We start from the raw sequence: 13,322 nt of genomic DNA, 5'->3' as shown, positions 1-13,322 counted from the left end.
GCCAGCTTTCGCGGCTGGAACCGCTCCCACAGGGATTGTGTTGCCTTTTCAGGCTTGCACAGCCCCCTCCCACAAAAGCTTTCGCGTCGTTCCGGATTGCCGATGCCCCATGCCAGGGCCTTGCGCGGCATCTACTACCAAGGAACTAGCCCATCTATGCCATGGGCGCATACCGACGCTTTGCGCAGGGTGTCTATGATCATTCCATGTCCTGCACCACGTCCCGGTGCAGGCGCTTACAAAAACAGAGGCCTCGATCATGATCTACGCAAACCCTGGCTCCGCTGGCTCCATCGTTACCTTCAAGCCGCGTTACGGTAATTACATCGGTGGCGAGTTCGTGGCGCCGGTCAAGGGCGAGTATTTCACCAACACCTCGCCGGTCACCGGTGAAGTGATCGCCGAGTTCCCCCGTTCCGGCGCCGAAGACATCGAGCGCGCCCTGGACGCCGCCCATGCCGCCGCCGATGCCTGGGGCAAGACCAGCGTGCAGGACCGCGCCCTGATCCTGCTGAAGATCGCCGACCGCATCGAGGCCAACCTGGAGCTGCTCGCCGTCGCCGAGACCTGGGATAACGGCAAGGCCGTGCGCGAGACGCTGAACGCCGACGTGCCGCTGTCCGCCGACCACTTCCGCTACTATGCCGGTTGCATCCGCGCCCAGGAAGGCAGCACCGCCGAGATCAACGAACACACCGCCGCCTACCACTTCCACGAGCCGCTGGGCGTGGTCGGGCAGATCATCCCCTGGAACTTCCCGCTGCTGATGGGCGCCTGGAAACTGGCCCCGGCCCTGGCCGCCGGCAACTGCATCGTCCTCAAGCCGGCCGAGCAGACTCCGCTGTCGATCACCGTGCTGCTGGAGGTCATCGGCGACCTGCTGCCGCCGGGCGTGCTCAACGTGGTGCAAGGCTTCGGCCGCGAAGCCGGCGAGGCCCTGGCCACCAGCAAGCGCATCGCCAAGATCGCCTTCACCGGCTCGACCCCGGTCGGCTCGCACATCCTCAAGTGCGCCGCCGAGAACATCATCCCGAGCACCGTGGAGCTGGGCGGCAAATCGCCGAACATCTTCTTCGAAGACATCATGAGCGCCGAGCCGTCCTTCATCGAGAAGGCCGCCGAAGGCCTGGTGCTGGCCTTCTTCAACCAGGGCGAGGTGTGCACCTGCCCGTCGCGCGCCCTGGTGCAGGAGTCGATCTACGACGCCTTCATGGTCGAGGTGATGAAGAAGATCAAGCAGATCAAGCGTGGCAACCCGCTGGACACCGAGACCATGGTCGGCGCCCAGGCCTCGCAGCAGCAGTTCGACAAGATCCTGAGCTACATGGACATCGCCCAGCAGGAAGGCGCGCAGATCCTCACCGGCGGCGGCGCCGAGCGCCTGGAAGGTAACCTGGCCACCGGCTACTACATCCAGCCGACCCTGCTCAAGGGCCACAACAAGATGCGCGTGTTCCAGGAAGAGATCTTCGGCCCGGTGGTCAGCGTCACCACCTTCAAGGACGAAGCCGAAGCCCTGGCGATTGCCAACGACACCGAGTTCGGCCTCGGCGCTGGCCTGTGGACCCGCGACATCAACCGTGCCTACCGCATGGGCCGCGGCATCAAGGCCGGTCGCGTATGGACCAACTGCTACCACCTGTACCCGGCGCACGCCGCGTTTGGTGGCTACAAGAAGTCCGGCGTCGGCCGCGAAACCCACAAGATGATGCTCGACCACTACCAGCAGACCAAGAACCTGCTGGTGAGCTACGACATCAATCCGCTGGGCTTCTTCTAAGCAATCGGTCCCGGGTTCCCGGGGCGTTCGTAGGGTGCGCCGTGCGCACCATGTATCCCGCGCGGATTTGTGGTGCGCATGGCGCACCCTAGGTTGTGACCTGCCGGCGGACGCTCCGCCGCCGGCAGCCGGTGTGTCTTGGCGGGTGGCGCTGCGTACGCCCCCGCCGTTTTTATCGATGCGCTTGCGAGTGCGTTCTGCCCATGCTGCTTACCTACTCCCAGGTGTGGCAGATCCTATCGATGCGCGGCCTAGGCCGCGTTTTTTTATGCCTGCGCCAGGCGCCTGCTTGTGTAGGAGCGGCTTCAGCCGCGATGGGCGGCGGCTCGGTGTCGCCTGTATTCGCGGCTGAAGCCGCTCCCACGACAAGCGTCGGGCGCGGGCTCCGGCGCGGCGGTCCTACCAAGGTCAGCCCGATCTCCTCCCAAAGTACCATTCTGCCGTCGGCCGTCCGGGGGCATAACTACAAGGGCCGGAACCCTCCGGTTGATAACAAGAGGATCGACCCATGTGGACTAAACCCAACTTCACCGATATGCGCCTTGGTTTCGAAGTCACCCTGTACTTCGCCAACCGCTGATCACCCGAGCCCCGGTACGCCGGGGTTTCCAGTCCCAAGGCAGACCTCATGCATATCCAGATTCTCGGCTCGGCAGCCGGTGGCGGTTTCCCCCAGTGGAACTGCAACTGCCGCAATTGCAGCGGTATCCGTAGCGGCCGCCTGCGCGCCCAGCCGCGTACCCAGTCGTCCATCGCCCTCAGCGACGATGGCGTGCACTGGGTGCTGTGCAACGCCTCACCGGATATCCGCGCGCAGATCGAAAACTTCCCGGCGCTGCAGCCGGCACGGCGCCTGCGCGATACGGCGATCAACGGCATCATCCTGCTGGACAGCCAGATCGACCACACCACCGGCCTGCTGACCCTGCGCGAGGGCTGCCCGCACCAGATCTGGTGCACCGAGATGGTCCACCAGGACCTGACCAGCGGCTTCCCGCTGTTCAACATGCTCGAACACTGGAACGGCGGCCTGCAGTGGAACCCGATCGCCCTGGATGGCTTGCCGTTCGTGATCCCGGCCTGCGCCAACCTGCGCTTCACCGCCATCGCCCTGCGCAGCAGTGCGCCACCTTATTCGCCGCACCGCGGCAACCCGCACCCGGGCGACAACATCGGCCTGTTCGTCGAGGACCTGCGCAGCGGCGGCACGCTCTTCTATGCGCCGGGCCTGGGCCAGGTCGACGAGCCGCTGCTGGCCTGGATGCGCCGCGCCGACTGCCTGCTGGTCGACGGCACGCTGTGGCGCGACGACGAGATGCAGCAGTGCGAGGTCGGCACCAAGCTCGGCAGCGAGATGGGCCACCTGCAGCAGAGCGGCCCGGGCGGCATGATCGAAGTGCTCGACGGCCTGGACGCGTCGCGCAAGGTGCTGATCCACATCAACAACACCAACCCGATCCTCGACATCGACTCGGACGAGCGCGCCATCCTCAGCGCCCACGCCATCGAAGTAGCCTGGGACGGCATGAGTATCGAGCTCTAACAACAATGAATGCGGGTGCCCGGCGCACCCGCCAAGGAGCAGCGATGAGTCAGCCTGCCATGAGCCCTGCCGAATTCGAGCAGGCGCTGCGCGCCAAGGGCGCCTACTACCACATCCACCATCCGTTCCAGGTGGCCATGTACCAGGGCCGCTCCAGCCGCGAGCAGATCCAGGGCTGGGTGGCCAACCGCTTCTACTACCAGCTGTGCATCCCGCTCAAGGACGCCGCGATCATGGCCAACTGCCCGGATCGCGAGACGCGCCGCGAGTGGGTGCAGCGCATCCTCGACCACGACGGCGCACCCGGCGAGGAGGGCGGCATCGAGGCCTGGCTGCGCCTGGCCGAGGCGGTCGGCCTGGACCGCGAGCAGGTGCTGTCCACCGAGCTGGTGCTGCCCGGCGTGCGTTTCGCCGTGGATGCCTACGTCAACTTCGCCCGCCGCGCCGGCTGGCAGGAGGCGGCCAGCAGCTCGCTGACCGAGCTGTTCGCCCCGCAGATCCACCAGTCGCGCCTGGACAGCTGGCCGCAGCACTACCCCTGGATCGATGCCGGCGGCTACGACTACTTCCGCAAACGTCTGAAGGAGGCGCGCCGCGATGTCGAACACGGCCTGCGCATCACCCTCGCGCACTACACCACGTTTGAGGCCCAGCAGCGCATGCTGGAGATCCTCCAGTTCAAGCTCGACGTGCTGTGGAGCATGCTCGACGCCATGAGCATGGCCTACGAGCTGGAGCGCCCGCCGTACCACACGGTGACCGCCGAACGCGTGTGGCACCGGGGGATCGCGCCATGAGCCGCAGCATGACCGTGGGCGACGCCTCGCCCGTAGGGTGCGCCGTGCGCACCACAGGCCCCTCGAACAGCGCCGTTGCGTACGCCGCACCCTACGACGGAGTATCCCGCGTGAACCAACCTATCCACTCCTGCGTGCCGCGCATCCGCCGTGGTTTCCGTCTGCAGTACGAGCCGGTGCAGCAGTGCCATGTGCTGCTCTACCCGGAAGGCATGATCAAGCTCAACGACAGCGCCGCGCAGATTCTCCAGTTCGTCGATGGCGTGCGCGACGTGGCGAGCATCATCAGCGCGCTGCTCGAACAGTTCCCCGGCGTACCGGGTATCGATGAAGACATCCTGGCGTTTATCGAGGTGGCCCATGCCCAGTTCTGGATCGAATTCGCCTAGCCCGGCGCAGCCGCCGGTCGGCCCGCCGCTGTGGCTGCTGGCCGAGCTGACCTACCGCTGCCCGCTGCAGTGCCCGTACTGCTCCAACCCGCTGGATTTCGCCAGGCACGGCAGCGAGCTGAGCACTGAACAGTGGATCGACGTGTTCCGCCAGGCCCGCGAACTGGGCGCCGCGCAGCTGGGCTTCTCCGGCGGCGAGCCGCTGGTGCGCCAGGACCTGGCCGAGCTGATCAAGGCTGCCCGGGACCTGGGCTTCTACACCAACCTGATCACCTCGGGCATCGGCCTCACCGAGCAGCGCATCGCCGAGTTCAGCGCAGCCGGCCTGGATCATATCCAGGTCAGCTTCCAGGCCGCCGACGAGGAGGTCAACAACCTGCTGGCCGGCTCCAGCAAGGCCTTCGCCCACAAGCTGGCGATGGCCCGCGCGGTCAAGGCGCACGGCTACCCGATGGTGCTCAACTTCGTCACCCACCGGCACAACATCGACCGCATCGACCGCATCATCGAGCTGTGCATCGAGCTGGAGGCCGATTACGTCGAGCTGGCCACCTGCCAGTTCTATGGCTGGGCCGAGCTGAACCGGGTCGGCCTGCTGCCGACCCGCGAGCAGCTGCAGCGCGCCGAGCGCATCACCAACGAGTGGCGGGATAGGCTGGCGGCGCAGAACCACCCGTGCAAGCTGATCTTCGTCACCCCGGACTACTACGAGGAGCGCCCGAAGGCCTGCATGAGCGGCTGGGGCAAGCTGTTCCTCGACATCACCCCGGACGGCACCGCGCTGCCATGCCACAGCGCCCGGCAGCTGCCGGTGCAGTTCCCCAACGTGCGCGAGCACAGCCTGCAGCACATCTGGTTCGAGTCGTTCGGCTTCAACCGCTACCGCGGCGACGCCTGGATGCCCGAACCGTGCCGCAGCTGCGACGAGAAGGACCGCGACTTCGGCGGCTGCCGCTGCCAGGCCTTCATGCTCACCGGCGATGCCGACAATGCCGACCCGGTGTGCAGCAAGTCGGCGCACCACGGCCTGATCCTCGCCGCCCGCGAGGAGGCCGAACACGCGCCGCTGGGCCTGGAGCAACTGACCTACCGCAATGAAAAAGCCTCCAAGCTTATCTGCAAGGCCTGAGGCCGCCGGATGCGCGACGAACGATCCCGCAGGGTGCGCCGTGCGCACCAATGACAGTGCGGTGGCCCCCGGTGCGCACGGCGCACCCTACGGCGAGGCACCTTTGTGGTCGGCGCAACAGGCGGCGGCCGCCTCGCGGGATTTCGCCGAGCTGCACGTGGCTCATGGCGGCCTGCTGTGGGTGGAGTTCGACCCGCAACGGGCACGCTGCGGCCTGTTCCTTTACCGCGACGGCACGCTGCGCGAGCTGACCCCGCCAGGGTTCTCGGTGCGCAGCCGGGTCTACGAATACGGCGGCGGCGCCTGCTGCGCCACCTCGGACGGCGCGGCCTTCGTCAACGAGACCGACCAGCAGCTCCATCTCGTTGGGCTCGGCGTTGACGATGGCCCACGGGCACTGACCGCGCGGCCGCACTGCCGCTACGGCGACCTGAGTTACGTCGCTGCCTGGCAGGCGCTGCTGGCCGTCGAGGAGAGCCACGAGCCGGGCGGGGTGATCCACCGCCTGCTGCGCATCGGCCTGGATGGCTCGCGCCGGGTGCTGGTCGAGGGCGCCGACTTCTACGCAGGCCCCGTGGCCAGCGCCGATGGCACGCAACTGGCCTGGATCGAGTGGGACCGCCCGCAGCAGCCCTGGACTGCCACGCGCCTGTGCCGGCGCATGGCCGATGGCGCGGCGCAGGTGCTGGCCGGCGCGGGCGCCGGCCAGTCGTTGCAACAGCCGCGCTTCGCCAGCGATGGCCGGCTCTGGGTGTTAACGGATCGCACCGGCTGGTGGCAGCCCCTGTGCATCGATGCCGGTCCCTGTGCGCACGGCGCACCCTACGATCATGCCGCGGCGCCCTGGCAGCTGGGCGGCTGCACCTACCTGCCGCTGGCGGACGGCGGCCTGTTGCTGACCCGCTTCGAGCAGGGCTTCGGCCTGTTGCTGGAGCAGGACGGCCAGGGCGGCGAGCGGCGCCTGGCCGCGGAGTTCAGCCGCTTTCGCGGCCTGGCGGCGGATGCCACGCATTTCTACTGCATCGCCGGCTCGCCGAGCCGTTTGCCGGCCGTGCTGGCAATCAATCGCCAGACGGGAGCGGCCCAGGTGCTGGCCGGCGGCGAGCAGCCCTTGCCGGCCGCCGCCATCTCCCGGCCGCAGGCCTTCGACTACGCCAGCGGTGGCGAGCGCGCCCATGGCTTCTTCTATGCCGCCCAGGGCAACGAGGCGCGGCCACCGCTGCTGATCTTCCTGCATGGCGGGCCGACCTCGGCCTGCTACCCGGTGTTCGACCCGCGCATCCCGTTTTGGACCCAGCGCGGCTTTGCCGTGGCCGACCTCAACTACCGCGGCAGCAGCGGCTACGGCCGCGCCTACCGCCAGCGCCTGCAGGGCGAGTGGGGGCGCATCGAGGTCGAGGATATCCAGGCCGCCGCCGCGCACCTGGCCACCGAGGGCCTGATCGATGGCGCGCGGGTGTTCGTCCGTGGCGCCAGTGCCGGCGGCTACAGCGCCCTGTGCGCCCTGGCCGGTGCCAGTGGCCTGCGCGGTGGCGCCAGCCTGTACGGGGTCAGCGACCCGCTGGCGCTGCGCCGGGCCACCCACAAGTTCGAGGCCGATTACCTCGACTGGCTGATCGGCGACCCCGAGCGCGATGCCGCCCGCTACCGCGAGCGCACGCCGCTGCTGCAGGCCGCGCGCATCCGCGTGCCGCTGATCTTCTTCCAGGGCGGGCTGGATGCGGTGGTGGTGCCGGCGCAGACCGAGTCGATGGTCGCCGCCCTGCGCGGCAACGGGCTGGCGGTTGAATACCACCTGTACCCGGACGAACGCCACGGCTTTCGCCAGGCCACGCACCTGGCCGAGGTACTGGAGCGCGAGCTGGCGTTCTATGGGAAACTCCTGCGCTAGAGCGTTCATCGCCTGCGGCCTTGGTTGGATTGCAATGCCCGAGGATTCCAGTAGGCTGAATTTCTTCGTTCCAATAACAAGAAACAGCCTCATCCATGACCCAGAATCTGAGCCTGCTGCGCAAGTTCGTCTCCCCGGAAATCGTCTTCGGTGCCGGCTGCCGGCACAACGTCGCCAACTTCGCCATCACCTTCGGCGCGCGCCGCGTGCTGCTGGTGTCCGACCCCGGCGTGGTCGCCGCCGGCTGGGTGGCGGATGTCGAGGCCAGCCTGCAGGGCCAGGGCATCGACTACGTGCTGTACACCGAGGTCTCGCCCAACCCGCGGGTGGAGGAGGTGATGCGCGGCGCCGAGCTGTACCGCGAGCACGCCTGCAACGTGATAGTTGCGGTCGGCGGTGGCAGCCCGATGGACTGCGCCAAGGGCATCGGCATCGTGGTCGCCCACGGCCGCAGCATCCTCGAATTCGAGGGCGTGGACACCATCCGCGTGCCCAGCCCGCCGCTGATCCTGATCCCGACCACGGCCGGCACCTCGGCCGACGTGTCGCAGTTCGTGATCATCTCCAACCCGCTGGAGCGCATGAAGTTCTCCATCGTCAGCAAGGCGGTGGTGCCGGACGTGTCGCTGATCGACCCGGAAACCACCCTGAGCATGGACCCGTTCCTCTCCGCCTGTACCGGCATCGACGCCCTGGTGCATGCCATCGAGGCCTTCGTTTCCACCGGCAGCGGCCCGCTCACCGACACCCACGCCCTGGAGGCCATGCGCCTGATCGGCGGCAACCTGGTGCAGATGATTGCCACCCCGCAGGACATCGCCCTGCGCGAGAAGATCATGCTGGGCAGCATGCAGGCCGGCCTGGCCTTCTCCAATGCCATCCTCGGCGCCGTGCACGCCATGAGCCACAGCCTCGGCGGCTTCCTCGACCTGCCGCACGGGCTGTGCAACGCGGCGCTGGTCGAGCACGTGGTGGCGTTCAACTACAACGCCGCGCCGGAGCGTTTCCGCATGGTCGCCGAGACCCTGGGCATCGACTGCCGCGGCATGACCCATGGGCAGATCCGCCAGCGCCTGATCGAGCACCTGGTCGAGTTCAAGCGCGCCGTGGGCTTCCACGAGACCCTCAGCCTGCATGGCGTCAGCAGCTCGGACATTCCGTTCCTCTCGCGCCACGCCATGCACGACCCGTGCATCCTCACCAACCCGCGCGAGTCGAGCCAGCGCGATGTCGAAGTGGTCTATGCAGAAGCGCTCTGAGCAACAGCAACAGGCCCTGGCCGGGCTGCTCGGTCTGGGCAGCCAGTCGGCGCGCAAGAGCCACTACGCCGAGCTGGTGACGCGCCTGGAAGAGCTGGAAACCGAGCGCAATCGCTACAAGTGGCTGTTCGAAAACGCCGTGCACGGCATCTTCCAGGCCAGCCTGCACGAGGGCCTGCGCGCCGCCAACCCGGCCCTGGCGCGCATGCTCGGCTACGACAACCCGCAGCAGGTGCTGTGGTCGCTGACCGACCTGGCCGAGCACCTGTTCGTCGGCGGCCAGGCCGAACTGGCGGCGATCCGCGAGGTGCTGACCAACCAGCCGGGCCTGTACGGCTACGAGACCCGCCTGCGGCGCAAGGACGGCCGGATCATCGACGTGCTCATGAACATCCTGCTCAAGCCCGACGAGCCGGGCTTGTTCGAGGGCTTCGTCGCCGATATCAGCGAGCGCAAGCAGGCCCAGCAGCGCCTGCAGCAGCTCAACGAGGAGCTGGAACAGCGCGTGGCGCAGCGCACCACCGCGCTGCTCGGCGCCAACCAGAGCCTGCATGAGCAGATCGGCGAGCGGGTGCGGGTCGAGCAGGAGCTGCGCAAGGCCCGCGATGCGGCCGAGGAGGCCAACCGCAGCAAGGACAAGTACCTGGCCGCAGCCAGCCATGACCTGCTGCAGCCGCTGAATGCCGCGCGCCTGCTGATCTCCACCCTGCGCGAGCGCGAGCTGGGCGAGTCGGCGCACAACCTGGTGGAGCGCGCGCATCAGGCCCTGGAAGGCGCCGAGGACCTGCTCTCCGATCTGCTGGACATCGCCAAGCTGGACCAGGCGGCGATCAAGCCGGACCTGGATGTCTACCGCCTGGACGAGCTGCTGGCGCCGCTGGCCTCGGAGTTCGAGCCGCTGGCGACCCAGGCCGGGCTGCGCCTGCGGGTGCGGATTGCGGCCTGCACGGTGCGCACCGATGCGCGTCTGCTCACGCGCATCCTGCGTAACTTCCTCAGCAATGCCTGCCGCTATACCGAGCACGGTGGCGTGCTGCTGGGCGTGCGCAGGCGCGGTGGCCAGCTGCGCATCGAGGTCTGGGACAGCGGCCGCGGCATTCCCGCCGACCAGTTGCAGGCGGTGTTCCGCGAATTCCACCAGCTGGATGTAGGCCGTTCCATGGAGCGCAAGGGCGTCGGCCTGGGCCTGGCCATCGTCGAGCGCATCGCACGCATGCTCGGCTACCCGATCGAGGTGCGTTCGCGGCCGGGGCGGGGTTCCTGCTTCAGCATCCAGCTGCCGCTGGTGGCCGATCAGGCGCCGCTGCCGAGCATCCTGCCGGCCGCGCAGGCGCAGGTGGGCAATCCGCTGCCGGGCAAGCGCCTGCTGGTGCTGGATAACGAGCCGAGCATCCTGCACAGCATGGCAGACCTGCTCGGCGGCTGGGGCTGCGAGGTGCTGACCGCGCTGGATCAGGCGCAGGCGCTGGAGGTGCTGGATGAGCGGGCGCCGGACCTGTTGCTGGTCGACTATCACCTGGATCTGGGGGTGACCGGGAGCGAGGTGGTGCAGGCGCTGCGCGCGCATTTCGCCAGGGATATCCCGGCGGTGATGATCACCGCGGAACGCTCGGACGAATGCCGTCTGCACTTGCAGGCGCTGAAGGTGCCGCTGCTGAACAAGCCGGTGCGCCCGGGCAAGCTGCGCGCGGTGCTCAGCCAGATGCTGGCGGGCTAGGAGCAGGTTTTTCCGGGGCCTAAACAGTTGCGCCGTGCGTACCGCAGGCCCTGTTCGAGCTTGCGGTGCGCACGGCGCAGCTTACCGATTGACTCGTGCGCACCATCCGGAGGTGGACGGTGCGCAGGGCTCGATCAGACGCCCAGCTTGTCGCGCATGCTGTAGTACCAGGCGCCCATCGCGGTGAAGGGTACGCGGAACAGACGGCCACCCGGGAAGGGGTAGTGCGGCAGGCCGCCGAAGGCGTCGAAGCGCTCGGCCTGGCCGCGCAGGGCCTCGGCGAGGATCTTGCCGGCCAGGTGGGTGTAGGTTACGCCGTGGCCGCTGCAACCCTGCGAGTAGTAGATGTTGTCGCCGATCCGGCCGACCTGCGGCAGGCGCGACAGGGTCAGCAGGAAGTTGCCGGTCCAGGCGAAGTCGATCTTCACGTCCTTCAGCTGCGGGAAGGTCTTGAGCATCATCGGGCGGATCATCGCCTCGATGTTGGCCGGGTCCTTGGCGCCATAGACCACGCCGCCGCCGTAGATCAGGCGACGGTCGCCGGTCAGGCGGAAGTAGTCCAGCAGGTAGTTGCAGTCTTCCACGCAGTAGTCGTTGGGCAGCAGACTCTTGGCCAGTTCCTCGCTGAGCGGCTCGGTGGCGACCACCTGGCTGCCGCAGGGCATGGTCTTGGCGGCCAGCTCCGGCACCAGGTTACCCAGATAGGCGTTACCAGCCACCACCACGAACTTGGCTTTGACCCGGCCGTTCGGGGTGTGCACCACCGGGTTGGCGCCGCGCTCGATGCGGATGGCCGGCGACTGTTCGTGGATCACGCCACCCAGCGACTCGACCGCCGCCGCTTCGCCGAGGGCCAGGTTGAGCGGGTGGATGTGGCCGCCGCTCATGTCGAGCATGCCGCCGATGTAGTTCTCGGTCTTGACCACTTCACGGATGCGCTTGGCGTCCATGATCTCCAGCTGGGTGTGGCCATAGCGTTCCCACAGCTTCTTCTGCGCTTCCAGGTGCTTCATCTGCTTGGGGGTGAAGGCGGCGAACACGCCACCGTCCTTCAGGTCGCACTTGATGTCGTACTTGGCGATGCGCTCGCGGATGATGCGGCCGCCCTCGAAGGCCATCTGGCCCATCAGCTGGGCCTGTTTGGGGCCGACGCTGCGCTCGATCACGTCGATGTCGCGGCTGTAGCTGTTGACGATCTGCCCGCCGTTGCGCCCGGAGGCGCCGAAGCCGACCTTGGCCGCTTCCAGCACGGTGACCTTGAAACCGTTCTCCAGCAGGAACAGGGCAGTGGACAATCCGGTATAGCCGGCGCCGATGATGCACACATCGGTCTCGCACTCGCCTTGCAGCTCGGGGCGCGCAGGCACCGGGTTGGCGGAGGCGGCGTAATAGGATTGAGGGTAGGGGGTGTGCGTCATTTTGGAACCTATGTTCTTTATTTTTTACGGACCAGTCGATGCTACTCGAGTTATATATGCCCGGCTAGCCTCTGTGCGAAATTTTTAACGCTTGCGTGCATTTGGCAAAAATTCCACTTTTTCAGGGGCTTAGCGAAAATAGGTGTTGACAGCCTCGCGCGTATCCGTAAAATGCGCGGCCATAGCAGGCACATAGCTCAGTTGGTTAGAGCACCACCTTGACATGGTGGGGGTCGTTGGTTCGAGTCCAATTGTGCCTACCAAACAAATCCGTCTAGTACGGTACTTAGAAGGCGATCCGAGAGGGTCGCCTTTTTTGTTTGGAACTATTTTGGAAATATTTTTGAAAAACGAAGTGGTGTCTCAGACTTTCAGGTCGGCACTCACCCGCATGTATTCCACCCTCTCTTCCCTATGCCCAGCCTGATAATGCTCAGTCATCTTCACGTCGGCATGACCCAGCAGCCCCTGGATGTACTCCTGAGGGTAGCCCTGCTGCTCGTATAGCCAAGCGCCTAAAGCCCGGATTTCATGAAAGGTGGGTCGCTGGGCCTTGGGAATTTCCTCATATGCCTTCGAATCGTCCCGCGCTTTCGTAAATGCCTTGGACAGATAGTCCTCGGCGACCGCATTCCAGTGGCGTTTGGCGTCAAGCTGCTCGCGTTTGCGGGCCTTCGGCTTGTAGTGGATCAGGAATGGGCAGGCGACCGGCGATGCCAGGCATTCCTTCACCACTGCGCGCAGGGCGCTGCCCATGACAATCTCCAGATGGATGGGGTTGTCGTAGTTCTGTGTTTTACCCGGTGACACCTTGATGGTGTTTGCCTCCAGGTCCACGGCGGCCTTCTCCCAAGTCACGATATCTTCACGCCGCTGCAGGCTGACCAGCGCCAGGCGGATCGCTCGGCGAAGCCACTCAGGTGTCCCGTCATGGGCCAGTCTGGCGTCCAGACCTTCTTTGCTGTGCCGCTGACGCTTCTTCTGCTCTTCGGTCTTCACCCGCGTCAGTTCGGCTACGTTGCGTTCGGCCAGTCCCTTGGCCACGGCGAAGGAGAATATTTGCACCATCAGGCCGCGGTGTTTGGTGTAGGCATTGTTCCTGTACTGGTCCAGGTACTCGGCCACTTCCAGAACATCCAGCTGGGCGACCATTTTGGTGCCCAGGTCAGCCTTGTACCGCGCAATCTTGAAACCGATTTCTTCTAGGCTGCGCGCCGAGTAGTTGCGGGTCAGCAGCCACTCGGTCTCGAACCGTTCGAGCAGGTGGCGGCCTGACTTAAACCAAATGGTCTCTAAGACTTTGGAGTTGCTCGTAGAACAACAAAGCCGAGATTAGTCGGCTTTGTTGTTCTATTGGGTATTCCCGAAGTGAGGAAGTCTTTCACGCAGTACGCTTACC

11 protein-coding genes and 1 tRNA gene are annotated in these 13,322 nt (G+C 66.2%); 10 read left to right on the top strand and 2 right to left on the bottom strand.

Annotation, left to right across the window (positions count from 1 at the left end; genetic code table 11):
- Positions 1–259 precede the first annotated feature (259 nt).
- The 9 genes from F3I62_RS16135 to F3I62_RS16095 all read left to right on the top strand — a co-directional run bounded on the left by F3I62_RS16135 (position 260) and on the right by F3I62_RS16095 (position 10,505).
- Positions 260–1,780, top strand: coding sequence for an aldehyde dehydrogenase family protein (locus F3I62_RS16135; RefSeq protein ID WP_160490667.1), 1,521 nt, complete (start codon positions 260–262; stop codon positions 1,778–1,780).
- Positions 1,781–2,288: 508 nt separating this feature from the next.
- Positions 2,289–2,360 carry a pyrroloquinoline quinone precursor peptide PqqA gene (gene pqqA, locus F3I62_RS16130; protein WP_080725296.1) on the top strand — a complete coding sequence of 24 codons (72 nt, stop codon included), beginning with the start codon at positions 2,289–2,291 and terminating at the stop codon, positions 2,358–2,360.
- 48 nt (positions 2,361–2,408) lie between these two features.
- Entirely contained in the window at positions 2,409–3,323 is a 915-nt protein-coding gene (pqqB, locus tag F3I62_RS16125; protein WP_160490666.1) for a pyrroloquinoline quinone biosynthesis protein PqqB, read from the top strand.
- 44 nt (positions 3,324–3,367) lie between these two features.
- On the top strand, positions 3,368–4,120 hold the full coding sequence (pqqC, locus tag F3I62_RS16120; protein ID WP_160490665.1) for a pyrroloquinoline-quinone synthase PqqC: 753 nt from the start codon (positions 3,368–3,370) through the stop codon (positions 4,118–4,120).
- Between the two features lie 110 nt (positions 4,121–4,230).
- Positions 4,231–4,509: a pyrroloquinoline quinone biosynthesis peptide chaperone PqqD gene (gene pqqD / locus F3I62_RS20330; protein ID WP_372240144.1), complete on the top strand. Its 279-nt coding sequence runs from the start codon at positions 4,231–4,233 to the stop codon at positions 4,507–4,509.
- Positions 4,481–5,638, top strand: coding sequence for a pyrroloquinoline quinone biosynthesis protein PqqE (pqqE, locus tag F3I62_RS16110; RefSeq protein WP_160490664.1), 1,158 nt, complete (start codon positions 4,481–4,483; stop codon positions 5,636–5,638). Before pqqD ends, pqqE begins: the two co-directional genes overlap by 29 nt.
- A 61-nt stretch (positions 5,639–5,699) precedes the next feature.
- Positions 5,700–7,529 (top strand): alpha/beta hydrolase family protein, encoded by a 1,830-nt coding sequence (locus F3I62_RS16105; RefSeq protein WP_372240147.1) that lies wholly within the window; start codon positions 5,700–5,702, stop codon positions 7,527–7,529.
- Positions 7,530–7,624: 95 nt separating this feature from the next.
- Positions 7,625–8,788 (top strand): alcohol dehydrogenase-like regulatory protein ErcA, encoded by a 1,164-nt coding sequence (gene ercA / locus F3I62_RS16100; protein WP_160490662.1) that lies wholly within the window; start codon positions 7,625–7,627, stop codon positions 8,786–8,788.
- Positions 8,772–10,505 carry a NahK/ErcS family hybrid sensor histidine kinase/response regulator gene (locus F3I62_RS16095; RefSeq protein WP_160490661.1) on the top strand — a complete coding sequence of 578 codons (1,734 nt, stop codon included), beginning with the start codon at positions 8,772–8,774 and terminating at the stop codon, positions 10,503–10,505. Before ercA ends, F3I62_RS16095 begins: the two co-directional genes overlap by 17 nt.
- 134 nt (positions 10,506–10,639) lie before the next feature.
- Here F3I62_RS16095 and F3I62_RS16090 read toward each other — a convergent pair whose 3' ends face one another.
- Positions 10,640–11,923 (bottom strand): FAD-binding oxidoreductase, encoded by a 1,284-nt coding sequence (locus F3I62_RS16090; RefSeq protein ID WP_160490660.1) that lies wholly within the window; start codon positions 11,921–11,923, stop codon positions 10,640–10,642.
- Positions 11,924–12,109: 186 nt separating this feature from the next.
- On the opposite strand from F3I62_RS16090, the gene F3I62_RS16085 reads away from it, so the two are divergent.
- Positions 12,110–12,186 (top strand) — tRNA-Val (locus tag F3I62_RS16085).
- 100 nt (positions 12,187–12,286) lie between these two features.
- On the opposite strand, the gene F3I62_RS16080 is transcribed toward F3I62_RS16085, so the two are convergent.
- The gene (locus F3I62_RS16080; protein WP_256667793.1) at positions 12,287–13,075 is read right to left on the bottom strand and encodes a tyrosine-type recombinase/integrase; all 789 of its coding nucleotides are present in this window, start codon (positions 13,073–13,075) and stop codon (positions 12,287–12,289) included.
- Between the last annotated feature and the right edge of the window lie 247 nt (positions 13,076–13,322).

The sequence above is a fragment of the Pseudomonas sp. R-28-1W-6 genome (assembly GCF_009799925.1).
Classification (GTDB): domain Bacteria; phylum Pseudomonadota; class Gammaproteobacteria; order Pseudomonadales; family Pseudomonadaceae; genus Aquipseudomonas.
This window is presented reverse-complemented; position numbering and strand designations above follow the sequence as displayed.

Excerpts from the sequence above, each read along its gene's own strand:
- pqqE (WP_160490664.1), top strand. The coding sequence starts at position 4,481 with ATGCCCAGTTCTGGATCGAATTCGCCTAGCCCGGCGCAGCCGCCGGTC.
- F3I62_RS16090 (WP_160490660.1), bottom strand. The coding sequence starts at position 11,923 with ATGACGCACACCCCCTACCCTCAATCCTATTACGCCGCCTCCGCCAAC.
- F3I62_RS16080 (WP_256667793.1), bottom strand. The coding sequence starts at position 13,075 with ATGGTCGCCCAGCTGGATGTTCTGGAAGTGGCCGAGTACCTGGACCAG.
- pqqB (WP_160490666.1), top strand. The coding sequence starts at position 2,409 with ATGCATATCCAGATTCTCGGCTCGGCAGCCGGTGGCGGTTTCCCCCAG.
- ercA (WP_160490662.1), top strand. The coding sequence starts at position 7,625 with ATGACCCAGAATCTGAGCCTGCTGCGCAAGTTCGTCTCCCCGGAAATC.
- F3I62_RS16095 (WP_160490661.1), top strand. The coding sequence starts at position 8,772 with ATGCAGAAGCGCTCTGAGCAACAGCAACAGGCCCTGGCCGGGCTGCTC.
- F3I62_RS16135 (WP_160490667.1), top strand. The coding sequence starts at position 260 with ATGATCTACGCAAACCCTGGCTCCGCTGGCTCCATCGTTACCTTCAAG.
- pqqC (WP_160490665.1), top strand. The coding sequence starts at position 3,368 with ATGAGTCAGCCTGCCATGAGCCCTGCCGAATTCGAGCAGGCGCTGCGC.